The sequence below is a fragment of the Flammeovirga sp. SJP92 genome (assembly GCF_001583495.1).
Lineage (GTDB): Bacteria > Bacteroidota > Bacteroidia > Cytophagales > Flammeovirgaceae > Flammeovirga.
Genome location: NZ_LQAQ01000098.1, coordinates 114,019 through 137,528 on the forward strand (window position 1 = coordinate 114,019; position 23,510 = coordinate 137,528).

The window sequence follows — 23,510 nt, forward strand, 5'->3', positions numbered from 1 at the left end:
GCTACAGATCTCTTAATATTTCAGATGGATTCATATTCACAATCTTCCAGCAGATCATTGTAATAGTGATGATGGATATGATAGCTACGACTACGCCCATCATTACCCATGAAATATATTCAATACCGATGCGATCTGGGAATGCAGACAGCCAATCATTGCCAAAATAATTGGCTATAGGCATTGCAAGAAGGAACGATAGTGATATCCATTGTAAATAATCTCTATTGAATAATTTTAGAATATCTAACCTTGAGGCTCCATTGACTCTTCGGATACTCATTTCTTTGGTACGTTTTAATACCGAAAATCTAGTGATTCCCCATAGTCCAGAAATAGCAATCAATATGGCTATACATCCAAAGAAGAAACTCGCTTGTTGCTGACTTTTGATGTAATTGTAGTTGTATGCGATTTCATCATTATAGAAGGTGATAAATGCACGAACATCAGGATAGTCTTTTTGGAATTCATCCAAGACTTCATTCGCTAATTGATAAGGGTTTTTAGAAGAAGTTTTAATGTTGATATAATCAAAATTCCATCCATCAATCCTCGCTGAGGTACCAATAATCAATGGGCCACTTTGGTAAGCCAATGAATTAAAACTGATAGATGGTATTACGCCTACGACTTCATAATCTCTATCACCTCGATGTACTATTGTACCCAAACCGTTCCATCCCTCTAACTTTTTAAAGGCTTCATTGACCAATATTTGACGGTCACTAATAGTTTTATTGGTGTGAAGATTCTCCCCTTCTAACAGAGGAATATCAAAGCATTCTAAAAAGTCATTACTGACATATAAAGCATTAATGATTTCTGATCTTTCACTTTCACCAATTGAATATCCATTTTTGGTCAACCCAACACCGATCATTTGAGAAGACATACTGACCGTTTCGATGCCAGGTTTCTTAAGAATCTTTTCTTTGAAACTCTGTTGTGCTTCTAAAGGCATTACTGTAGAAAGGTCAAGCGTAAATACATTTTGATGTTGGAAACCAAGATCTTTATGAATAAGATGATAATGTTGTTGGTAAACCGTGATTCCAACACATGATAAAACAAAGACGGTAGAAAATTGAAAAACCAATAACGCTTTTTCACTCCATCCTTTTGAAGCATAAATACTCGTCTGTCCATTCAAGCTTTTTGATAAAGAAGACCTCTTGATACCTCTCAAAGAAAGACTGCTTAAGACCATGGTCAATACAACTCCGATGATGGCATAAAACCCTAAAATATATGGAATATAATTGCTTAAAAATACCCTTGTGACTAACTGATCATTTAAGAAAGGTAATGCTATATTTAATGTGAAAATCGAAATAAGAGTTGCTATACCTACCATCAGAAAGACCTCCATGCAAGTTGAAATCCATAAATCACGATGATGGGCACCGTAGATTTTCATAAGCGTAAGCGAGTGGATTTCTTCATCTTTTTGGGCAGTATACAATACCACGAAATTCAATAATGCTAACGATAGAATAATACATCCGGCGGCAATGATAATCCATAAACTTTCATTACTTCTTGGGTTGCCGGTATCGTAACTGAGACCTTTATTAAGGTGAATGGATTCTATAGTCTGAAGTGATGCCTCAACAGAAAAATCATCATTGGGATATACTTCATCCAATATCTTATTCATAGCAGTAATAGTTGCCTCTTTTTGGTCTTCATGAAGTAATTTGATGTAGACATTAAAGTTCCAACCTCCATTCCATCCCAGATAAGCACCATTTTGTTCAGAGACCCATTTCTCAGGGAATAAAACATCAAATTGTAAATGAGAATTGACGGGTCTATCGGGAATAATACCTTCTATAAACAACTTCGTTCCATACAATTCTATTTCCTGACCAATAGGGTCAGCCTTGCCAAATATTTTCTCTGCCATCGATGCTGTAATTACTGCACTGTTGTTGGCTTGAAGTACTTTTTCTGCATCACCTCTTAGGAGTTCAATTCCGAAGAAAGAAAAATAATTAGCACTACCTACCGACATTCTTATATCAGCATAACGTTGATTATGAATATAAATAGGCGATGGATTAGGGTTGCTGATCAAGAACATCTCATTGATGTTTTCAATTTTTTCCAAAAAGGTACCACCCTCCGGATAAAACGCTTGTGCGGTATGATCAACATCTCCGTAAATAAACCTTTTATGTGTAATTCTGTAAATGTCGTCTTTATAGAAATTATCAAAATTCGTTTCCAGATGAAAGAACAAAAAGATAAACAGAGCACTTGCCAACCCAAGACTCAATCCCAGCAGATTAATAAGGGTATTTTGGTAGTTCTTGATCAGGTTTCTAACCGCTAAATTAAAATAAATCTTATACATGGTTATTTAGCTTTAGTTAGAACAACTCAATATCATTTTCTACCTCCGTAACGATTTCACCATCCAACAATGAAATCACTCTATGTGCATAATTTGCGTCTCTTTGGGAGTGCGTTACCATTACAATTGTCGCTCCTTGTTTGTTGAGTTCCGTGAGTAATTCCATCACTTCTTTACCGTTTTTAGAATCCAAATTACCTGTTGGTTCATCGGCTAAAATCAGTTTAGGATTGGAAACTACCGCTCTGCAGATACCCACACGTTGTTGTTGACCACCCGAAAGCTGTTGCGGATAATGCCCTCTTCTATGGCTGATTTTCAAACGGTCCAATACTTCCTCAATTCTCTTTTTTCGCTCGCTTTTACTCATCTCCAAATACGCTAATGGCAGGGCAATATTTTCAGCAACGGTAAGCTGATTGATCAAGTGGAAGTTTTGAAATACGAACCCAATATTTCCTTTTCGAAGGTTGGTTCTTTGTGACTCTTTGAAGTTGGCTACTTCTTCTCCATCCAGCTTATAATTACCAGAAGACGGACTTTCCAATAAGCCAATAACATTTAGAAGAGTAGATTTACCGCATCCCGAAGGACCCATGATAGCAATAAATTCTCCTTCTTGAACTTCAAGATTGATATTATTTAAAGCTTGAGTTTGTACCTCTTCCGTTTCGAAGTACTTGTTGATATTTTCTAATTTGATCATTGTATAAGATTTATAATTTGAATTTATATTTTTTTACTCAAAAACTATCTGATCATAATCACCTAGTAAGTTATACTGAGAGATGACCACTTTTTCGCCAGCTTTCAGACCGTCGAGTATTTCGTATTTTTGAATGTTTTGATCGCCGATTTTGATCTTTCTTTTTTGTGCGGTTTTACCATCTTCACTCAATACATACACCCATTGACCGGCAGTTTCAGAATAGAAATTGCCTTTATTGAGAAGGAGTGATTTCTTAGGATTCCCAAGACTTAATCGAGCATTAGTCGTTTGTCCAGAATGAAGGTTTTCGGGTTTTTCCTTTTCAAAAATCAATTCTACTTTGAATAGACTTTCCTTTACTTCAGGGTAAATTCTTTGGAGTACCAAATCATAATTTTGATTTTGAAATTGATACGAAGCCTTCAATCCTTTTTTGACCTTAGTGATATAGCGTTCATCTATTTCAGCGATCACTTTCACTTCTGATAAGTCATAAAGCACTCCCAGATGTTGTCCTTGTTGGATGGATTGTCCGATTTCTGCTTCAATATTTCCTAAGTAAGCCGATGATGGAGCCTTGATTTCAAGATGTTCCAATCTACTCTGCACCAATTCCAAAGTTGCTCTCATTTTCACAAGATCTTCTTCTAAAGTCTGCATAGTTGTTTCCTGTAAAAGCTTGTCATTTTCAGCTTTCATTTTATTGATCTTGAGCATTTCCTTTTGAAAAAGATAGTCCTCTTTGGCTTTGATATATTCTTCTTCAGCCACTAATCCTTTTTCCAGAAGACGTTCTTGTTGCTTATAGTTTCTTTCCGTTCGCTTCAGTTGATATTCACTTTCCACTAGATTTTTCTGCGATTGAATCAGGTCGTTTCTAAAATTGATTTTCGTATTTCTGAGGTAATTTTCCTTTTCAGCCAATGCTACCTCACTATTCAAAATCTGTTGGTAAAGTTCATTATTTTCTAACGCAATAATGATATCTCCCTCATTGATAAAACTTCCCTCTTGAGCTACAATTTCCTTTACTCTCCCTCTTTCTACAGCATCCAAATAAATGGTTTGATGCGGTTGAATTTTCCCTTTGATATTGATATAATCATGAAATAATCCATTCGTTACTTCAGCGATTTGAAGCTTATTTTTTGAAATACTGATTTCAGAAGGAGCATTAAATGCACTGATTCCATAAAGGATAATAGTAAGGATAAAAATACCTGTTGAAATGTATCCTATGTATTTATGAAAGGTCGATTTCTTCTTTTTTATAATAGTGTCCATGTGTGCCTTTTTAATGTTTAGATACTGGTTCAAGTCTTAAGCGATAGCGAGACTTGGACCTATTTTTTGTAAAAAGTCTGTAGACTTTTAAGTGATATTGGTATGGATCTATAAGTCTTCAGACTTACCTAGCGCAAGAGTTAAGCGATAGCGTCTCTTGTGCTTTGAAGATCTTTAGAAGTCTCTGACTTCTAGTAAAACTGTCTTTAAATCCAGAATTGATTGCCTTGATAAAACATCAATAGCTTTTCTTTCAATAAATAGTTTAATTCAGAAAGCAGAAGATCGACTTCAGCCTGCCCCAATTTTTGTTTTACAGTAAGTAAAGTGACAATGTCGATCAGGCCTTCTTCATATTTTTGAAGTGCTATTTCATACGCCATATCATTGGCTTCGATCACTTTCTTTCCTTGCTCTATTTCCTTTTGAAATGCCTTCCATTCTCTGTAATCATTCCCAACAGTTCTTCTCAATTCTTGCTGTTGTTGTTTTAATAAAGCATCTGATTCAGCGACTTGAATTTTCGCTCTTTGTACCGCTAAACGTTGTGTATTTTGATGAAAAATGGGAATGTATAAACGTACACCTACGGTCTGATTCATGTTGTTTTGCCATTGACTTCTAAAAGGAATCACTTTACCACTTTCATCGATATTGGTTTCAAAATATCCGGTATTAATAGAAGCATATAAACCAAGTTCGGGAAGGTAACTTGCTTTCTCACTTTTAAGGTTTTGATGACTACTTTGAAGCGTAAGAAAATGTGTTTTTAGTAATGCTGAATGATTAAAGAAAGTGGTGTAGATGGATTCCTCCGTTCCAAAATCTTTAGTGAAAATAGAAGGCTGTTCGAATTGAAGTGACAAAGTATTTAATGGAGCATTGTAGTTCATGATATTGACCAATCTAGCTTTTGCCTCCATCATTTTATTCTGAGCTTGTAAAGACAATAATCTTTCTTTTTCCAATTGAGCTCTCATTTCAGCCACATCAGCAGAAGCTTTTAAACCCAATTCTTGTTGAGAAACCGCTCTGTCCACAATTTTCTCAGATAGTTCAATTTGAGCTTTTGTGATTTCTAATAATTCATGGTTATACTCTACATCATAAAAAGCTTGAACTACTTCAAACACCAATTGCTCCTTTGTATTCTGCATTTGGTATTGAGACGCCTGATGCTGGTATTCTTCAAACTTCAATTGATACTTCTTTTTGAATCCTTGAAACAATGTCCAGTTCAAACTCAAGTCAGAAGTATTATTAAAAAACTGATGATCGATATAAGCATTCGTGCGAGGATCAATTGATCGACCTGCATTGAAAGTACCATTAATACTACCACCAATCGAAGGAGCATATTGCCATTTCGCTTGCTTTACACCTAATGAAGCTTGATTGACTTTTAAGACTTCTTGATAGATCGACAAGTTATTTTCAATAGCGTATTGAATACATTCTTTGAGCGTCAATGAATCATTTGCCTTTACAGATAAAGGGATAATTAGGAGGAGATATATGTAGATCAATTTTTTCATGCTAATTGTCTTTTGTTGTATGCCAATTAGTATCGAAAAAACAGACTAAAGTGGTTAAGTTATTGATAATTAGTGTTTTGTGTTTATTTTTGATAGTTGGAGTGTAAAATTTTTATACAGGGTGAGGTAAAATAATTTGACAGCTTAATTTAATTTATTGTGGTTCGTTTGGACGTTTTACTAAAATGTTCCTACATCTCCATGTTTCAAGTGTTAAGCGCTAGCGTCACTTGGAACTGTTTATTGGCGAAGTCTCCTGACTTCGAGATGAATAAGAGATGTTTTGTGTATCGAAGTCGGGAGACTTCGCCAAAGTTTAATCACAAGTGACGGCTTTCGCCTTAACACTTGCGATATTGTCGAAATTCCTCAAAGAAATGATACGGCTTTGTAGAGCCACAATGCCTTGTGGCTCACGAACCATCACAAACCACCATTTTTCCATAACAAAAAAAACAGGTCCAAGCCCTTTCAGACTTGAACCTATTAGTATACTTAAAAATTGTAGGAAGGATTTTACATTCCGCCAGATGAATGAAGTTTTCTATTTTTTCTACCCTTGAACTGACCACCGAACATATAAGAGAAAGAAGCTCTATAGATTGGTGTTTCTTGTAAGTAGAAAGAGTTTTCAACGAAGTCTTTATTGTAGTTTGTGCTAGAATAGCCACTGTTGATGATATTGTCCACTTTCAATGTTATTCTTCCTTTGTTTTTCAATACTGATTTTCTCACTGCCATATTCAAACCATAATTTGGATCTACAATTTGTTGAGCATCGTATCTCTGTCCAGCATAACGAGCATTGATGGACATTGCGATACCGTGAGGTAACATTAAGTTGGAGTTTAATTTTGCAGAAACGTTGATTGGATTAGCTTCTTCAGGAATGGTGTGATTCTCATCTTCATCCGAGATTTCCAAGTAATACATATTGACATTCATATCCACAGACCACCAATCAGTGATGGCGTAGTTGGCAGAAACTGAAGCACCACCAGTAAACGAAGATCCTAAGTTGACTGTTTTAGCGATATTCAAATCTCTTTCTTCATCATAATTCAATACCGATCTCATGATGTTTGTACTATGTCTTACATACACACTTGTATTCAAACCGAACTTATTTTTATTGTAGTTGTGATCCAAGCTGAATGAGTTCGTATATGAAGGTTGAAGATCAGGGTTACCGACTTCTACATAAGTAGAGTTGTATCTGTTTTCAACTGGAATCATTGATAAAATATTCGGACGGTTAATTCTTCTACTGTAACTCAATCCCAAACGGTTATTGTCATTGATTTGGTAAACCAAGTGTACTGAAGGGAACAAACTCGTGTAGTCTATATTGAATTTCTCACGTTCTTGATCTTGAAGTAAAGTACCATCAATTGTTGCACTTTCACCTCTTAAACCCGCTTTTAATGTAAATTTCTTTCCTAAAGATCTTTGATAAGAAGCGTAAATAGACTGAACATTCATTAAGTAGTGGTAATTGTAATTGATATCACTCTCTTGGCTTGCATTTCTTTGTTCCGTATCCAAGTCGAATAATTCTCCTTTATACCCAACTTCGAATGAAGATTTATCGTCGATTTGATGATTGTAATCCAATTTTAGAATTCCAAAATGACCATATAATCTCGATACGTTTTCAGAAACCATTTCATCTCCCATATTAAAAGTAGCATTCATATCCACCTCTGCATTACCATAGAAAAGATCTGTTTCCAAAGCACCTTTTTTGAAGTCTTTACGGTGATTTAAGCTAAATGCATTTTGAGTGGAAAGTGCATCTTTTAAACCATTTTCAGAAATATTGTTGACTTCTTCTTCACCAAGGAAATATCTATTACTGTAATTGAAGTTTTCTTTATGTTGATAGCTTGAACCTTCATAATAGAAAGTAATCGTATTGGTAGAATCTAAGAAGTAATCAAACCCAACTTTATAGTTACCAAAGAATGTATTTTTGATAAGGTTTCCGCTTTGTGAAAGAGAGGGTGTTTCAGGGTTTTTGTAAGCCAAATCACGAGTAGTTTCTTCTTCCATTCTATTGTCGTAATAAGTACCCTGAGCAAAGAAGTTAAACTTTTTATGACGGTAGTTTAACCCTAAATACCCATCATACTTCTCTCTAGATCCAGCATTCAAACTAAGATTACCATTAAGCCCTTGCATTCTTTCTTTCTTTGTAATCACATTGATGATACCCGAAAGTCCATCAGGATCATACTTAGCAGAAGGGTTTGTGATCACTTCAATTTTTTCAATAGAACTTGCAGGAAGTGCTTGTAATACTTGTTCAGCACTCATTTGTGAAGGCTTTCCATCGATAAGGATTCTTACATTTGATTCACCTCTTAAGCTAATTTCGCCATTTGTACCCACACTAATTTCAGGAACAGTATTCAACACTTCGGACACCGAATTACCATCGGCAATCATACCATCCGTGACATTGATAACGTTTTTATCGATGCCTCTTTCAATGTTTAGTCTTTGACCTTGAACCACTACTTCTTCTAATTCCTCAGCACTTGTCAGCATATAGAATGAAGGCAAGTCCATTGACCTTTTATTGACGTTGATCGATTGATGGATTTTCTCATATCCGATAGATTGAACCTCGATAGTATACGTTCCGAAGTTGATGTTTTTGATTTTGAATTTTCCATTCTCATCAGAAATACCACCACCCACAATTTTGTTTTCAGTGTTGAGTAATGCTACAGTTACATAAGCGATAGCCTGATTAGTTTGCTGATCTAATACTTCGCCAGAGATAGAAGATGTTGCAGTGTTTGCATTTGCAACAGTTGACACTAGTAGACCGATTACGGTAATAAGTTTTACAATTAAATTTTTCATCTGTTTTTATGTTTTTAAGTATGCCAAACAGAATAGAAAAAGTGATCTATTTTAGTTAAGTTGTTGATATTGAGTCTTTTGTTTTTGTGCCAGTTTTTCAAACTGTCAATTTTTTTTACAGTGTTTTGTAAAAGGTTTTTACAGATTGACACTAGATCACTCAAATCCCTATTCAATTTCTTTTCAAAAAAATTTGGAGATTCTAAAAAATTACCACACCTTTACAGTGCACTATATAGGTAGTGCACTTAAAAAACAACTATAAATAATATGGTGTCAATTAATAATCTTCAATTTAGTTATTCAAAAAAAGCAACTATCATTGATCAACTGGACTTGGAATTAGATCCTGGGAAAATTGTTGGTGTATTAGGAAAAAATGGTGCAGGTAAAAGTACTTTTTTTAAACTAATGAGTGGTTTAGTACAACCGAAAGGAGGAACGATTAATGTCTTGGATGAGACTCCTTTTCAAAGGCAACCTTCTTACCTATCGAAATTATTTTTAGTACCAGAAGAATTTGAACTTCCACCTGTTACTATCAATGCATTTGTACAAAGTACTTCTCCATTTTATCCTCGATTCGATCATAGAATGATGGTAGAGTTGTTAGATAAGTTTGAATTAAAAACAGACCTCAATTTGAAAGGATTGTCTTATGGTCAAAAGAAGAAAGTCATTATTGCTTTTGCATTGGCAACAAAAGCAGAGTTGATCCTCATGGATGAACCTACCAATGGTTTGGATATTCCATCGAAAGCGATTTTCAGAAAAATCATGGCAGGGAATTTTGAAGACGATCAACTGATCATGATTTCCACGCATCAAGTCAAAGACATCGATACGATTATCGACCATTTGATTGTATTGGATAACGGTGGTGTGATTTACAATGAATCTATTTTCGATTTAACTCAAAAGTATGATTTCTTGAAAGTTCAACAGCTCAAAGTGGCTGAAACGCTGTATGCTGAACCGATTTTGGGTGGTTACAAAACGATTGCTCCAAAACAAGATCAGGAAGATACTCAAGTAGACCTTGAACTTTTCTTCAATGCTTTAATCAATGACTACAAAAAATTTATCTAATATGAATAATCTATTTAATGCACAGCGTTTTAGACAATATTTAGCGTTGGAGTTCACCAATCAAAAACAACTTTTATATTATGGTGTAGGGGCCGTTGTTTCTTTCCTTATAGTGGTTTTGTATCTCATAAGAGCAACAAATAATACTCCTATTACTAATGATGATTTATTAGGTTTGTTCTTTTTTACCTATGCCGTAATTGCTACCGCTGTCGTAAACCGTTCATTTCTTTCTTTTAGATCTCAAAAGAAACTCATTACGTTTTTGACTTTTCCAGTTTCACAATTCGAAAAGTTTTTATTTGAATACCTGTCTACAGTTTTAGTGGGGGTTTTCATTGTACCAGCATTGATTCTTTTTGCTTATATGCTGGAAGGAGAAGTACATCAATTATTAGATAAGAATATTGGTTATACAGGACTTACATTTATTACAGATGTGATCAATGATACATTGTCAAGTGGTCCAGAGAATAAACTTTACGTTAAAAAAGTAGGTATGGTGATCGTATTTCTTATGCCATGGAGCATGATGAATGTATTATTTACAGGTACTTCTGTTTTTAGTAAATGGCCACTGATTAAATCAGCTCTTTTTGTGGCAGTCTTCTTTATTTATCATGGTCTTTTAGTTTACCTGATTTTCAATAAAATGGGAGTTAGTGACTATTTATCCAATGAGTATCCATTGTTTTTCTTTTCATCTGGAAATGCAGCAATCAATTTTGTACTATTTTCGATGATTGTGGCTAATGCAGTGTTTATATATAGTGCGTATTTGAAGTTGACAGAAAAAGAGTTGTAAGATGGAATTTAAAAATACAAAAAGCATTTTCACTCAGATCGGTGATGATGTAAAAGATAAAATTATGGAAGGAGAATACACTGAAGAAGGAAAAATTCCTTCCACGCGTGAGTTGGCAGGTATTGTGGGTGTGAATCCGAATACAACCATCAAAGCCTATGCGGTTTTACAACAGGAAGGGATCATTTATACTCAAAGAGGTAAAGGATATTTTGTAAGCCAAGGTGCCAAAGAAACAATTATCAAAGACAGAAAAGAAGAATTTCTAAATGAAGTTTTGCCCGAAACAGTGGAACAGGCCAACAAATTGGAAATCTCATTTGATGAACTTCAAAACTATCTAAAAGACTTATACCATGAAGAAAAGTAATATATATTTAATCTCTCTTTTAAGTAGCGTAACGCTTTTTATCATTACTGGAGCTGTTGTTTCTGTGGCAAGAGGAAAACCAGAAAAAAATGAAAATAGTTTTACGCAGAAGGTGCCAGCTTATTCTTATATCTCTCTTCAGAATACCAATTACTATGTATCAATTGCTACTGCTGATAGCTATGAGTTTAAAGTGTATTTGGAAAAAGATGTGGAACAGATAGAAATTCCTTATACAATAAAAGGAGATACATTGGTGTTGTCAGAATTACCAAAAGAGAGGGCAGAAGGAATGGAAAGTTTGCAGTTGAGTTTACCACTGGAGACTCTTAATATAATAGCAAAGTCATCTAATATTGGGTTTAATGAATTCAAGGGATCTTCTTTGAAGTTAGAGCTTGACGGAAGTGAAGGTTATATGCGTAACAGAGAAGGAAAAGGATTATCTAATCTTGAAATTTCAGGAACAAATAACTCCAATTTTGACTCTCATTTAGCTTGTGATTCCATCAGGTTAAATCTAGATAAATCTAATTTTAATAATTGGGGAGATACGCAGTTTATTGAAGGGAAATTGATAAATAAAGCTTCTGTAACTCAAAATAATCCTGGAGAAACTAACCTTTCAAAGGATGCTACTTCACAAATTCATTATTATTATAATGATTAAAAATACAATATTATAGATGAATAGAAGGTGAATTCAATAATTGAGTTCACCTTTTTTATTTGAGCAAATAGTTAAAAAAAGAGAGACAAGTAATCTACTTGTCCCTCTTCCATTTTAGTATATGAATGTAAATCTTTAGCTTAAAAATGAATTACCAATAGCATTCAATATTTTGAATTGTGATTGGTTGATGGTATTTAGGTTCCCAAAAATTGGCCAGTTATTCTAAGTGTTTTATTTAAAGGGAATTGTATTTTTAAAAGATTTAAAACTGTAAAAATATTATACACTAAAGTGTCAACGAATTGAACAGTTTGTTTAAGATCAGGCAGAGTTAAATGAGAAAGAGTAATCAGAAAAGAAGTTGGATTAAAGAAAAACGGTGTAAAATTTTTTGACACTTGCATCAATTCTCCCAAAAACTATCGCGAAATTTAGTGTATTAAGAAAAACAACAAAAACAAACACCACATGGGAAACCTTTTAATTATCGACGACAACCCTTCCATTCATGCAACACTTGAGATAGTGTTGGAACCTTATTTTGATACGATTAAAAGCTTGGAAGATCCATTACAGATCATGAGAACTTTGGCAGTAGAAGATTTTCATGTGGTTTTGCTGGATATGAATTTTTCTCCAGGGCTAAATACCGGAGCAGAAGGAGTACGTTGGTTGAAAAAAATTAAAGAGACTTATCCCAATATTTCGGTGGTGATGATGACGGCTTATGGTCATGTTGAATTGGCAGTGGAAACACTCAAAATTGGAGCATCAGATTTTATTTTAAAACCTTGGGACAACCGAAAATTGTTGGCAACAGTACAGTCGGCATTACAGTTGAGTGAATCAAAAGGGGAAATTCAACAACTAAAAACCAAAGCAAAAGCCTTAAGAAAAGAAGAGAATTCATTCCCAGAAATTATAGGTGAATCGGCTGTAGTGAAAAACATGCTTTCCTTGATCGCCAAAGTAGGAAAGACTGACACCAACATTTTGATCACTGGTGAAAACGGAACCGGAAAAGAATTAGTAGCCAAAGCACTGCATCATTATTCTAAAAGAAACCAAGAGCAATTGGTAGAAGTGGATATGGGTGCCGTTTCGGAAACGCTTTTCGAAAGTGAATTGTTCGGTCATGTAAAAGGAGCTTTTACCGATGCACATCAAGATCGAATAGGTAAGTTTGAGTTGGCCAATAAAGGGTCTTTGTTTTTGGATGAAATCGGAAACTTATCTTTTTCCCTTCAAGCAAAATTACTAGCGGCTTTGCAAAATCGTCAAATCACAAAAGTAGGTGGTAATAAAGTAATCCCGATTGATATCCGATTAATTTCAGCCACCAACAAAAACCTTTTTAAAATGGTGGAAGATGAAGAATTCCGTCAGGATTTACTGTACAGATTAAATACCATTCAGATAGAAGTTCCCGCCCTAAGAGACAGAGGAGATGATGTGATTTTACTTGCCAATCATTTTAAAGATCTATTGGCCCAGAAATACGATAAAGGAACATTAGAATTTACTGCTTCGGCAAAAGAGAAATTGATGAGCTATCATTGGCCGGGTAATATTCGTGAATTACAACATACGATAGAAAGAGCAGTGATTTTAGTAGATGGAAATGAAATCACACCGGACCTGATTGTTACTTCTGCCTCTGAAAACACAAATGTGAAAACATTGAACTTAGCACAGACGGAAGAAGTGTTAATCAAAAAAGCCTTGAAGAAGCATCCTCAGAATATTAGTGCAGCCGCTGAGGAATTAGGTGTGACACGTCAGACACTTTATAATAAGTTGAAAAAATTGGGGTTGTCATGAAAAAGATTTTCTATATAAAAATCATCATTACTTTATTACTGTTGATAATTCTAGGAGGATTGATTGTGCATTATCAACAACAGCCATATATGTTGATAACTTTTGTTTTGATGGTTACTGGGTTGATAACTTATCAACTTATTATCTTAAAAAATGCATTGAATCAAAGTATTCTGATTGTAGAAGCGATCGGTAATGAGGACTTAAGTTTTTTGAATGCGAAGAATTACCAACAGTTCGACAGCACCTATCAATATAGGCTTGAAAAGATTCAACACTCTTTTTCAAGAATTAAGAAAGACAGTATTCGACAGGAAAAGTACTTGGATTGGATCATAGAAAATCAAGATGTTGGTATCTGTACTTATGATGAAAACGGCCACGTATTTCATGTCAATTCTTCTTTTAAAGAAAAAGTAAATCTCAGCGTTCTTACACATTTAAAACAACTCACTTCAAAAACGGCAATTACATCTGATTTAATTCAAAAAGCATTTAATCAAAATGCCTTAGAGCTAGAAAATTCTAATTTAGTACTGAAAGCGAGACAGTTATCACGTGAAGATCAGACAATTTTTCTATTGACTTTACAGGACATTTCAAATGAGTTAGAAGAGAAAGAACACCTCTCCTACAGTAAACTAATCCGTGTTTTGACCCATGAGATTATGAATGGGATGACTCCGATTATTTCACTTTCTGACAGTATGTTGATGATGATGACGGATGAGGAAAATGCTCCTTTACCTTTAGAAAACTTCAATCAGAAAATTATCAACACTAATGTGAAGAGCATTAAAGTGATCAATAGTCAGGCAGAAGGATTGATGAACTTTATCAACATCTACCGTTCGATTTCAAAGTTACCAACACCCAAAATGAAAGAGATAAATGTTGATAACTTTATTCAAGAAGAACTGAATAGCTTTGAAGAAGTTATTCACAATCAAGATATCAACATAGATGTGATTAATGTGAATAAAGTTGAAGTCATACACGCTTTTGATCCCACATTAATTCACCAATGCTTGCATAACATTATCAAAAATGCCATTGAGGCAATGTCTGATGTAAATAACTCTAAGTTGACTATTGAATTTGAAAAGAAGGAACAATTAGTTATTCACATTACCAACAACGGTCCTATGATTCCTGAAGAGGAATTGAAACATATTTTTGTACCTTTCTTTACGACAAAAAACACTGGGAATGGAATTGGACTAGCATTGTGTAAGCAGATTGCAAGAGTGCATAAGGGGAGTTTAAGTGTGACTTCAGTGGAAGAAAAAACAGAATTTATAATAAAAATTTAAATAGCGATTGATAGCTATATTTTATAACTTTAGTAATTGAAATTAAGCAAACATATCTATAAAAAACTGTCATGGGACTTTTTGATTTTCTGGGAAAGAAAAATAATTCAATTGAAGAAATTAAACGAATTTCTAATAAGATAGAAACTTATATCACAAGGTTGGAAAAAGCTGAAGATGCTTTTAAGAAAGACCAAGAAGAACTGTCTAAACCTTTACCGAATCATATTTTAGCAATTGTAGAAAGAAAGTTAGAATTTGATACTCAAGTTTCTAAAAAACTTAGAGAAATAGAAACGCTCAAAAGTATTGATTCCTCGGATCCAGACTTTCAATTTCAACTGGAATGTGCCATTAAGAATTTTGGAGCTCTAAATGCTGTAGCGGAAATGGAATTAAAAAATGCTAACGATACCATGAAGGCATCAAATGAATTTGAGTCATCTTATTTATCAAGTTCTGATATGACTGATGTTCATAAAGAAATATCCTCATTAAGAAAAGAAAACCTTATTCTTCAAGAGACGATTAAAGAATTGATGAAAGCGATTGATTTGGATACGATTCAATAAGAATAAGCAGGCCTAAAATTAATTTCTTCCTATTCATCAGTTACAGATAAACTTCTAATCCTATTTGTAGAACATTGTTAGGAAATTTCCCTGTATCTGTCGTTGATTTTAGGCCAAAATTATATCTTAAATCTATTGAAGTTCCATGTATAAAGTTGTAGCCGATACCAAATGCAAAAGCATAATCTACTTTTTCAATTTGATCGAAAACATCGAGGCCATTACCTTTTCCAGAAATATTTGCAGAAATAATTGTTCCTAATTGTGGACCTATTTGGAAGTGAAACCCTTTAGTATAAGGGAATATCTTAAGAATAACAGGAAAATTGATATAATCGTACTTGGCATAAATATTATCTCCCAATTTTGTTCCTTGCATAGAGTATACTGCTTCATTTTGAATATAAAATATATTACTCATTTTAACCTTAATGAATACACCCATATATATACCTGCTTTTGAATTGACTCCTTCAGCATCACCGCCGATCTTTGAATAGTTAAACCCTCCTTTAAATCCACAATTAAAATAATTGTTGGATTGTGCAAGTAAATTAGATTGAACACAATGTAAAATGATGATACACAATAATAACTTGAAAGCTTTCATGTTCTAAAAATAGATTATTACAAAATGAAAAAATTATAGTTTGCTTATGTAATTAGCTCATCCATTGGAATAATTGTAATTACACTTTAAAAGTATCAAAAATATAAACTTGATTCAAAGAGTAAGATGGGAAAAAAGTGAAATATATTTTAAACTAAAATTAAGAATAGAAGCAGAACATCTTTACTAAAACGTAATTTTAATTGTTGAGGAAAATTTACTTCAACTCCTCCATCACTTCTTCAATCCCTAATTTCCTCAAACATTCACAAGGCTTCTCCCCTACACATTTTATACAAGAAGCATCTGGAGTAATAATCGAACACATTTCCTTATTGATATAGAAGGATTCTGCGGAAGAAGAAATACAAATGACCTTCGCTCCCATTGCATGAGCAAGGTGGGCGATGTCATTATTATAAGTGACCAAAACATCACTTTTTGCGATTAAAGCTAAAGTCTCTTCAAGATCTTCTAAGTCGGTAGAGTTTTTTACACTTGGTACTCTAAACAATTCTGGAGCGGTCATTTCTAACGCTTTTCCTTCCATTTCATTTCCAGCAATGATATAATTATTCTCATATTTTGGAAGTTGGTCTATTAGTTCAAAATAACGTACAGATGGCCAAACTCTATGTGTATCCAATCGGTAAGGGTAAAATACAATATTTTTAAGATCCTTTTTAATGATTCCTCTAAATGTACCAACAGGGGCAGTCAATGAAGGTTCGTTATTTGATTTTTCAGTGATTCCTAAGGGAGTAAGTAAAGCAATGTAGCATTCCTCCAAAGTTAGCAGATCATCTATGGCAACTGCATCTGTAAATCGGCGATTGCTTCTCCAACCGCTTTTTGCACCAATTCTAATTTCAATCTTAAGATCTCGGCATTTTTTAGAAAAATCTTTTTCCTCAGAAAGGAAGATAACCGCTTGATTTTGTGTTAATATTTCATCCTCAACTTCTTCTTTTACAAGAAACTGATCCAAACCATTGACATATTCAGCTAGTACTTTTTGCTCTTCGTACCCTATCCAAGTGACCTTTATTTGGGAGTTATGTGATTTTAAGGTGTTGATAATTGATAAAGAAATAGCAAATTCCTTCATAGAAGGGCTCCCAATTATAACAATATTATCTATTCCTTGGATTCTCATAACATTATACACTCATTGAAGTTGATAAATAGCTCCTTTTCTTTAATTCCTTGGTATATTGTGATTAGCTAAGAAAAACAGGATTACTTATAGCACTGTTTAAACCTTAATTTATTATCACATTTTTAAAAGGAAATACCCTCAAAGGTAGCTCTTTCTACTCTTAATTACATCATGAATAACGACGCTAAAAAGAAAAAATCCCCGAATACAACTGCACAACGATTAATAATTTTTGATCGTGAATTTGCTCCCCACACCGATTCCATGTATAGTTTTGCATTCCGTTTGACCGGTAATGATGAAGATGCTAAAGACTTAGTACAAGATGCACATATGAAAGCTTATCGATTTATTGATAGTTTTGAAATAGGAACCAATGCTAAAGCATGGCTTTTCAGAATTCTGAAAAATAGTTTCATCAACGAATATCGCAAGAAAAGTAAGGAGCCTTCGAAGATCGATTACAATGAGGTAGAAACAGTGTACAGCGGTGAAAGAGATGACCCAAGTTTAGTGGCTGGATTGAAACAAGAGAACTCTAAATATAAAATTGGAGACGAGGTAACCGGTGCGTTGAATGCGTTAGCTGTTGATTTCAGAATCGTAATTATCCTTTGTGACATTGAAGGATTTACTTACGAAGAAATGTCCAAGATTTTGGATATCCCAATAGGAACTGTGCGTAGTCGACTGCATCGTGCACGTAATCTACTGAAGGAAAAGCTAGAAGATTATGCAAAAAAGATGGGATATTATCAAAAGAAAGCGAACTAAGTGCGATTAAATTGTTTAAGTCATTATCTTTGCATTCTTAAACAAAAATTTATTTTGCACATATAAAGCATGAAATCAGGCAAAGTATTTATCTTTTCTGCACCGTCAGGATCAGGTAAAACCACCGTTGTGAGACATCTTCTAAGTGTATTTCCAGAATTGACCTTTTCAATCTCTGCTACCACACGTGCTCCGAGAGGAGAAGAACAAAACGCGAAAGATTACTATTTTATCTCTTTGGATAAATTTAAAGAGAAAATCGCGAACGATGAATTTGTAGAATATGAAGAGGTATATCAAAACCTTTTCTACGGAACTTTAAAAAGCGAAGTAGAAAGAATTTGGGAAGAAGGAAAGCATGTTGTCTTGGATGTAGATGTTCAAGGCGGAATCAGCCTGAAAGAATACTTTAAAGAGAAAGCACTTTCTGTATTTGTATGCCCTCCAGATGTAGCTTGCCTAGAAGACCGACTAAGAGCAAGAGCCACAGATTCTGAGGAAGCAATCAAAGAAAGAGTAGCTAAAGCAGCAGAAGAAATGCCATTCGGAGATCAGTTTGATGTTCGTTTGATCAATAAAGACCTTCCTGTATGTTTAGCGAATGCTGAGAAATTAGTCACAGAGAAATTATCAGAATAACCACCTGATAAAAAAATACGAAGAGAGCATAGTCGTGAGATTATGCTCTTTTTTTATATCAAAATATGAATCAAGAGTTGATTAAATTCTAAAGTCATAAATTTTCGAATAAAGTCTTGTAGCCACGTAGCCTGTTACGTGTGTAGGGTATTGGTTTATTTGAATAAATAGAGCAGAGATTTAAAATATCTATTATTTTTTTCATCTCTCCATAGGGGATTTCTGAATTGCCACGCATATGTAAGTGAAAGAGCTTCAAAAGCTCAACTATCTTCAATAATTTAATAGATAAAGAAATGTGTAATTCAAAGAACAACAAAGCCACTTACAATGCAGATGTAGACCCTGTAAAATCTTACCAAGATAAATGTAAAGTCAATTATGATTTTTACAATAAGGTCATTGCTACTAAAGAGAATAATACTAGAACAACAGTTTATGAGGATACAATTGAACCGCATACTGGAAATGCATTTCCATTAAAAGCAGGTCAAACGATTCGTTTTGAACAACGTCCAAGTTTACATAATGGCAGAACACAAATTCTGGATGTTCAATTCATTACCCCTGATTTAAAACAATGGAGCGATCATTTGAATAATGGTCCAATAGAAGGTTTGAACCTGAAATTATATTCAGGAGTTTGGACACAAAGCCAATATATGGAGAAAATTGCTACAGTAGTTGCAGACGAATTTCCCTATGAATTGTTAGACAATAAGGATACATCACATATGTTTTTTGCAGCGCATTGCTGTCCGGAATGGATAGAAATGACGCATGGAGAAGAAGCTAATGTGAACAGTTGTCAGGAGAATTTTATTCATGGTTTTAATAGAATTCCAGCCATACAAGCCATTGAAGACCCTATGGAAAGAAGAAAAATGGTTCAGTTTTTTGCGGATAAAAATGATATCAACATCTTTCAAGGGAATCAGTTTAAGCAAGATGAAAACGGTATTACCCGTTGTTATTTATCACCATCACCTTCAGTACCTGATGGAACAGGTGTAGAATTTTATGCTGAGAAAGACTGTTACGTGGTGGTCAGTAATTGTCCTTATGCTGATCAGGCAATTCCTTACCCAGAGGCAAAACCAAATCCAGTGTATATTAAAGTAGAAGATACAGGCATCCAACCTTATTCAGACAATCATCTTAGTATCAATCATGGCTGGGAAGACCGAATTTATGAACGTATTTTTTCAAAAGATGTATCCCCAAAACCCATGAACTTTTAATTCCTCTCTATCAGTGCTTGTTGTTGTAAAACAATAAGCACTTTTTTGATTCTATTCAGGAAAATAAAATGAAAAAATGGAGACTTTAACCTGTTGTTTATCAGTTTTCTGTAGGTGCAAACTTGTTACTTCCATCATTTAATAGCATCTTATAATAACAATATACTACTATTACTATGAAAGAAAATTTAACTCAATTATTAAATAACAGAACCCTAGACGAAAGAAGTGATAAGATTTATCCTTTGGTGTATGAAAACTTGCACTTAATTTCTGAAAAACTATTTCAAAGAGAATCCAATAAAAACACCCTTCAACCTACTTTATTGGTCAATGAAGCCTATTTGAATTTAATTGACCAGGATAACATTGAATGGCAGGGAAAAACACACTTTTATGCTTTAGGTGCAAGAGCCATCAGAAGGATATTAGTGGACCACGCTCGAAGTAAAAATACCATCAAAAGAGGTGGAGATTGGAATAAAGTTGATTTTGAAAATGCCATTATTTTTAATCCAGAGAAGAGTGATATGACGCTTGCATTGGATGAAGCCATTGAACATTTGAAACAGAAGCATGAACGCCAAGCTGATGTGGTGGAGATGAAGTTTTTTGGAGGAATGAAAATGCAGGAAATTGCAGATGAATTGGGCGTTTCTATCAAAACAGTAGAGGTAGATTGGACAGTAGCGAAACAGTGGATTAGAATGTTTTTAACCAAAGAGGTATAAATGAGTGATAATTTACATGAAAGAGCAACCGCATTATTTGGACAAGTGATTGATCTTTCAGAATCTCAAGGCAAAGCATTTATAGAGCAACAAACCCAAGAAGATAGCGAGCTTAGAGAATATACATTGAAATTGTACCTTTCTTTTTTGAAAGAGCAGGAAAACTTCGGAGACCAGAAAACAGAAAAAGAAGAGGTGACCAAAAAAGAGATTGCACCTTTTTTTAATCCTGATATACAGGAAAGTCTTGATCTAGTTGGGAAAATCAAAAATGCTCCAAAGAAGAAAAATATTTTGATCATCAGTTTTCTGGTGCTTTTTATTGTTTCAGCTTTTTTCTATGGAACATATATTAGAGAAGAGCTCAAAGCGATGGAAGTGAATGAACATATAGCTATCCTTAATGCAAACAAAACAATTCTGAAGCAGTGGGTTGAAAATCAAAAGATGAAAGTACATGATATCGCTTCTCTACCCGTTGTTCAAAATGCCACTTTACAACTCAACCTTCTCTATGATCAAAATGGCAATGAATTCTTCAAAAAGGCAACTTCTCCCCTCCTTTCAATCACCAAAGATTTAAGCCGTTTAAGTAAAAATGAAAATATATTGGGAATTGGAATTTTGCATCATTCAAGCCCAATCACTTTGGTTAGTACAGCAGAGTTGGATAGAACGTCTCATTTATCATTATTCAATGGAAAATTGCTTGCAGAAGGTGCCTATCCCTATTATGTAAAAGTGATTGAAGGTCATACGGTTTTTACTCCTCCTATTGAATTAGAAAAACAAATCTATCACGATACCTCAAAAGTCAGGAATTATACCTCAGAGTGTCATTTTTCTACCCCAATTATTATTGATGGAAAATTAGAGGGTGTCTTTAATATGAGTTTGACTTCAAAGAAAACATTTGGTCAGCTTTTCAGGAGTACCATTCATGGAAGTTCTTCAGAAGTATATGCTTTCAATGAAAGAGGACAAATGCTAAGCACAAGCCGTTTTCTGAAAGATTTGCAACATTCTAAGATGCTCGACTTTGATACAACCAAATCCAGTATTCTAAATATTACTTTAAAAGACCCAAACCTTAATGAAAGCACGGCATTATTTGAAGTCATCCAAGATGATTTAGCCTCCAACTCTCCACAATATAGTGGAACGCTGACGCAACCTTATATTAATTACTTGGGCCACGAAGTCATTGGTGCATGGATTTGGTTTCCAGAATACCAAATTGGTTTAATTCACGAACAAAATTATAGTGAATTCAACCGCTCCATGTATCTCTTCGATATTACCTTTTTACTGGTGGTGTTGATTGCTGTCATTCTTGGAGTAATAGCCATTCGAAGTAATTTTAAGTTAGATCTCTTGAGAAAAAAATACACGGAACTGCAGGAACTAGGACAGTATCAATTGATTGAAAAGATTGGTGAAGGCGGTTTCGGAAAAGTATATAAAGGAGAACATCGTTTATTGAAAAAGCCTGTTGCCATTAAGCTATTGAAAAAAGAATTGAATGGAACAGACGCTTTAGATCGTTTCAAAAAAGAAGTAATGGTAATGGCCTCGTTGGATCATCCAAACACCGTAAAAGTTTACGATTATGGAACAAGTGATGATGGACAATTCTATTATGTGATGGAATATTTGAATGGTATTTCTGTTGAAAACTTACTGACCAAAAAGGATGCTGTCACTGTCAATAGAGGTATTTATATTTTACTCAAGGTATGTAAAAGTTTGGAAGAAGCTCACCGAAAAGGATTACTACATAGGGACATCAAACCTGCAAATATCATGGTTTGCAATCAAGGAGGTGCTTATGATGTTATAAAATTACTGGATTTTGGTTTGGTCAAAGAGATGAATACAGACGTTAGTCAACAGACTAAAATCAACCGAATTGGAGGAACACCAATGTTTATGGCACCTGAACGGCTACATGATCCTTTCAACGCTGATGCAAGACAGGATATCTATGCCATTGGAGCGGTAGGTTTATATATGTTTAGTGGAAAATACATTGTAGAATTGATTTCTCAGAAAATGCTGATGGGTCAGGATTCTATTGATAGTTTATTGACAGAAGATATTTTTAAAGACATTACCCTTCCTGAAGAACTGATACAGTTGCTTTTCAGTTGTATCAGTTTTAATGTAAAAGAACGACCGAATGATATCAGACAGCTGATTTCTGCTTTAGAAAATCTTAATCGTGTTTATCCATGGTCGGAACAAAATGCAAAAGAATGGTGGATGGAGTTTGATGAGTATTCTTATTCATCATAAAAAGAGCCAATAAACAGGTATTTATTGGCTCTAACTATAAAAGAAATATGTAGTATTTAATAGATATATGAGGTAATTCAGTTTCTTACAGTTTTAGTTTAGCTGGATTAATGATGGCATTTTTTCAAGTTCATCAAGTGACTTCCTATCAGTACAAATGACATTGTATAAGATAATATACTTAGCCAAAGAGGTTCAAAACCAAAATATTTAGAAAGCATACAAACGCTGTAAACAATATAACTTACCCACATCACAATGCTTCTAGCTTCAGAAGAAGAGCATTTTTTTGTAGAAAAATAAACAGCTATACCGCTAATAACGATCATAGATAAATCAATTATTCCCCAGATATCTAATTGATGAATATGATCATGATGGTGATGGTGTGAAGAATGAGAAATAATGGAACTACCAATCATTACACCTGATGTGATAATACAATGAATCAAACAGATAAATGAACCTGTTATTCCTATCTGATCAGTATATTTTATAAACTCTCTCTTTAAAGTATACATAGCAATTTGTGTTTTAACTGTATAACAGCTTATGATGAATAGTAGAGTGGATCACTCCTTACATTATCATATGCGTCAGTTTTACTCAAACCCCTATTTAGAGGTCTCTTTTAGTGAAAATTTTCCAAACATGCTTTTA

Annotated in this window: 20 protein-coding genes; 12 read left to right on the plus strand and 8 right to left on the minus strand. The window is 34.2% G+C overall.

Annotated features, from left to right (window positions below; translation table 11 throughout):
* Window position 1 precedes the first annotated feature (1 nt).
* From AVL50_RS24700 to AVL50_RS24720, 5 genes are all read right to left on the minus strand, one after another.
* The gene (locus tag AVL50_RS24700; RefSeq protein ID WP_062619467.1) at window positions 2–2,359 is read right to left on the minus strand and encodes an ABC transporter permease; all 2,358 of its coding nucleotides are present in this window, start codon (window positions 2,357–2,359) and stop codon (window positions 2–4) included.
* Between the two features lie 16 nt (window positions 2,360–2,375).
* Window positions 2,376–3,065 (minus strand): ABC transporter ATP-binding protein, encoded by a 690-nt coding sequence (locus tag AVL50_RS24705; protein ID WP_062619469.1) that lies wholly within the window; start codon window positions 3,063–3,065, stop codon window positions 2,376–2,378.
* A 33-nt stretch (window positions 3,066–3,098) separates the two neighbouring features.
* On the minus strand, window positions 3,099–4,352 hold the full coding sequence (locus AVL50_RS24710) for an efflux RND transporter periplasmic adaptor subunit (RefSeq protein ID WP_062619471.1): 1,254 nt from the start codon (window positions 4,350–4,352) through the stop codon (window positions 3,099–3,101).
* Window positions 4,353–4,558: 206 nt separating this feature from the next.
* A complete protein-coding gene (locus AVL50_RS24715; RefSeq protein WP_062619473.1) occupies window positions 4,559–5,887 on the minus strand; it encodes a TolC family protein in 1,329 nt (442 codons plus the stop codon).
* 516 nt (window positions 5,888–6,403) lie between these two features.
* Window positions 6,404–8,758, minus strand: coding sequence for a TonB-dependent receptor domain-containing protein (locus AVL50_RS24720; RefSeq protein WP_062619475.1), 2,355 nt, complete (start codon window positions 8,756–8,758; stop codon window positions 6,404–6,406).
* A 270-nt stretch (window positions 8,759–9,028) separates the two neighbouring features.
* Between AVL50_RS24720 and AVL50_RS24725 the strand changes: the two genes are divergently transcribed.
* The 7 genes from AVL50_RS24725 (at window position 9,029) to AVL50_RS24760 (ending at window position 15,401) form a co-directional block, all read left to right on the plus strand.
* Window positions 9,029–9,847, plus strand: coding sequence for an ATP-binding cassette domain-containing protein (locus AVL50_RS24725; RefSeq protein WP_062619477.1), 819 nt, complete (start codon window positions 9,029–9,031; stop codon window positions 9,845–9,847).
* Window position 9,848: 1 nt separating this feature from the next.
* Window positions 9,849–10,652, plus strand: a complete 804-nt coding sequence (locus AVL50_RS24730; protein WP_157491526.1) for a hypothetical protein — start codon at window positions 9,849–9,851, stop codon at window positions 10,650–10,652.
* A gap of 1 nt (window position 10,653) precedes the next feature.
* Window positions 10,654–11,022 carry a GntR family transcriptional regulator gene (locus tag AVL50_RS24735; RefSeq protein WP_062619481.1) on the plus strand — a complete coding sequence of 123 codons (369 nt, stop codon included), beginning with the start codon at window positions 10,654–10,656 and terminating at the stop codon, window positions 11,020–11,022.
* Entirely contained in the window at window positions 11,009–11,692 is a 684-nt protein-coding gene (locus AVL50_RS24740) for a hypothetical protein (RefSeq protein WP_062619483.1), read from the plus strand. The genes AVL50_RS24735 and AVL50_RS24740 overlap by 14 nt, the downstream gene beginning before the upstream one ends.
* A gap of 471 nt (window positions 11,693–12,163) precedes the next feature.
* Window positions 12,164–13,516, plus strand: a complete 1,353-nt coding sequence (locus AVL50_RS24750; protein WP_062619489.1) for a sigma-54 dependent transcriptional regulator — start codon at window positions 12,164–12,166, stop codon at window positions 13,514–13,516.
* Complete coding sequence (locus AVL50_RS24755) at window positions 13,513–14,829, plus strand: PAS domain-containing sensor histidine kinase (protein WP_062619490.1); 1,317 nt, start codon at window positions 13,513–13,515, stop codon at window positions 14,827–14,829. The genes AVL50_RS24750 and AVL50_RS24755 overlap by 4 nt, the downstream gene beginning before the upstream one ends.
* 71 nt (window positions 14,830–14,900) lie before the next feature.
* Complete coding sequence (locus tag AVL50_RS24760) at window positions 14,901–15,401, plus strand: hypothetical protein (protein ID WP_062619492.1); 501 nt, start codon at window positions 14,901–14,903, stop codon at window positions 15,399–15,401.
* 40 nt (window positions 15,402–15,441) lie between these two features.
* On the opposite strand, the gene AVL50_RS24765 is transcribed toward AVL50_RS24760, so the two are convergent.
* Together AVL50_RS24765 and AVL50_RS24770 are read right to left on the minus strand one after the other, a co-directional pair.
* Complete coding sequence (locus AVL50_RS24765; protein WP_062619494.1) at window positions 15,442–16,011, minus strand: porin family protein; 570 nt, start codon at window positions 16,009–16,011, stop codon at window positions 15,442–15,444.
* 217 nt (window positions 16,012–16,228) lie between these two features.
* Window positions 16,229–17,167 (minus strand): glycosyltransferase family 9 protein, encoded by a 939-nt coding sequence (locus tag AVL50_RS24770; protein ID WP_062619495.1) that lies wholly within the window; start codon window positions 17,165–17,167, stop codon window positions 16,229–16,231.
* 174 nt (window positions 17,168–17,341) lie between these two features.
* On the opposite strand from AVL50_RS24770, the gene AVL50_RS24775 reads away from it, so the two are divergent.
* From AVL50_RS24775 to AVL50_RS24795, 5 genes are all read left to right on the plus strand, one after another.
* On the plus strand, window positions 17,342–17,944 hold the full coding sequence (locus AVL50_RS24775) for a sigma-70 family RNA polymerase sigma factor (RefSeq protein WP_062619497.1): 603 nt from the start codon (window positions 17,342–17,344) through the stop codon (window positions 17,942–17,944).
* 69 nt (window positions 17,945–18,013) lie between these two features.
* Entirely contained in the window at window positions 18,014–18,583 is a 570-nt protein-coding gene (gmk, locus tag AVL50_RS24780) for a guanylate kinase (RefSeq protein WP_062619499.1), read from the plus strand.
* 296 nt (window positions 18,584–18,879) lie between these two features.
* A complete protein-coding gene (locus AVL50_RS24785) occupies window positions 18,880–19,824 on the plus strand; it encodes a DUF1989 domain-containing protein (RefSeq protein ID WP_062619501.1) in 945 nt (314 codons plus the stop codon).
* A 176-nt stretch (window positions 19,825–20,000) separates the two neighbouring features.
* The gene (locus tag AVL50_RS24790) at window positions 20,001–20,555 is read left to right on the plus strand and encodes an ECF-type sigma factor (protein ID WP_062619502.1); all 555 of its coding nucleotides are present in this window, start codon (window positions 20,001–20,003) and stop codon (window positions 20,553–20,555) included.
* Window positions 20,556–22,850 (plus strand): serine/threonine-protein kinase, encoded by a 2,295-nt coding sequence (locus AVL50_RS24795; protein WP_062619504.1) that lies wholly within the window; start codon window positions 20,556–20,558, stop codon window positions 22,848–22,850.
* Window positions 22,851–22,957: 107 nt separating this feature from the next.
* On the opposite strand, the gene AVL50_RS24800 is transcribed toward AVL50_RS24795, so the two are convergent.
* Window positions 22,958–23,371 carry a MerC domain-containing protein gene (locus AVL50_RS24800; protein ID WP_062619506.1) on the minus strand — a complete coding sequence of 138 codons (414 nt, stop codon included), beginning with the start codon at window positions 23,369–23,371 and terminating at the stop codon, window positions 22,958–22,960.
* Window positions 23,372–23,510 lie beyond the last annotated feature (139 nt).

Bases quoted from the DNA above. Each gene is read 5' to 3' on its own strand.
- AVL50_RS24700 (WP_062619467.1), bottom strand. From the start codon at position 2,359: ATGTATAAGATTTATTTTAATTTAGCGGTTAGAAACCTGATCAAGAAC.
- AVL50_RS24705 (WP_062619469.1), bottom strand. From the start codon at position 3,065: ATGATCAAATTAGAAAATATCAACAAGTACTTCGAAACGGAAGAGGTA.
- AVL50_RS24710 (WP_062619471.1), bottom strand. From the start codon at position 4,352: ATGGACACTATTATAAAAAAGAAGAAATCGACCTTTCATAAATACATA.
- AVL50_RS24715 (WP_062619473.1), bottom strand. From the start codon at position 5,887: ATGAAAAAATTGATCTACATATATCTCCTCCTAATTATCCCTTTATCT.
- AVL50_RS24720 (WP_062619475.1), bottom strand. From the start codon at position 8,758: ATGAAAAATTTAATTGTAAAACTTATTACCGTAATCGGTCTACTAGTG.
- AVL50_RS24725 (WP_062619477.1), top strand. From the start codon at position 9,029: ATGGTGTCAATTAATAATCTTCAATTTAGTTATTCAAAAAAAGCAACT.
- AVL50_RS24730 (WP_157491526.1), top strand. From the start codon at position 9,849: ATGAATAATCTATTTAATGCACAGCGTTTTAGACAATATTTAGCGTTG.
- AVL50_RS24735 (WP_062619481.1), top strand. From the start codon at position 10,654: ATGGAATTTAAAAATACAAAAAGCATTTTCACTCAGATCGGTGATGAT.
- AVL50_RS24740 (WP_062619483.1), top strand. From the start codon at position 11,009: ATGAAGAAAAGTAATATATATTTAATCTCTCTTTTAAGTAGCGTAACG.
- AVL50_RS24750 (WP_062619489.1), top strand. From the start codon at position 12,164: ATGGGAAACCTTTTAATTATCGACGACAACCCTTCCATTCATGCAACA.
- AVL50_RS24755 (WP_062619490.1), top strand. From the start codon at position 13,513: ATGAAAAAGATTTTCTATATAAAAATCATCATTACTTTATTACTGTTG.
- AVL50_RS24760 (WP_062619492.1), top strand. From the start codon at position 14,901: ATGGGACTTTTTGATTTTCTGGGAAAGAAAAATAATTCAATTGAAGAA.
- AVL50_RS24765 (WP_062619494.1), bottom strand. From the start codon at position 16,011: ATGAAAGCTTTCAAGTTATTATTGTGTATCATCATTTTACATTGTGTT.
- AVL50_RS24770 (WP_062619495.1), bottom strand. From the start codon at position 17,167: ATGAGAATCCAAGGAATAGATAATATTGTTATAATTGGGAGCCCTTCT.
- AVL50_RS24775 (WP_062619497.1), top strand. From the start codon at position 17,342: ATGAATAACGACGCTAAAAAGAAAAAATCCCCGAATACAACTGCACAA.
- gmk (WP_062619499.1), top strand. From the start codon at position 18,014: ATGAAATCAGGCAAAGTATTTATCTTTTCTGCACCGTCAGGATCAGGT.
- AVL50_RS24785 (WP_062619501.1), top strand. From the start codon at position 18,880: ATGTGTAATTCAAAGAACAACAAAGCCACTTACAATGCAGATGTAGAC.
- AVL50_RS24790 (WP_062619502.1), top strand. From the start codon at position 20,001: ATGAAAGAAAATTTAACTCAATTATTAAATAACAGAACCCTAGACGAA.
- AVL50_RS24795 (WP_062619504.1), top strand. From the start codon at position 20,556: ATGAGTGATAATTTACATGAAAGAGCAACCGCATTATTTGGACAAGTG.
- AVL50_RS24800 (WP_062619506.1), bottom strand. From the start codon at position 23,371: ATGTATACTTTAAAGAGAGAGTTTATAAAATATACTGATCAGATAGGA.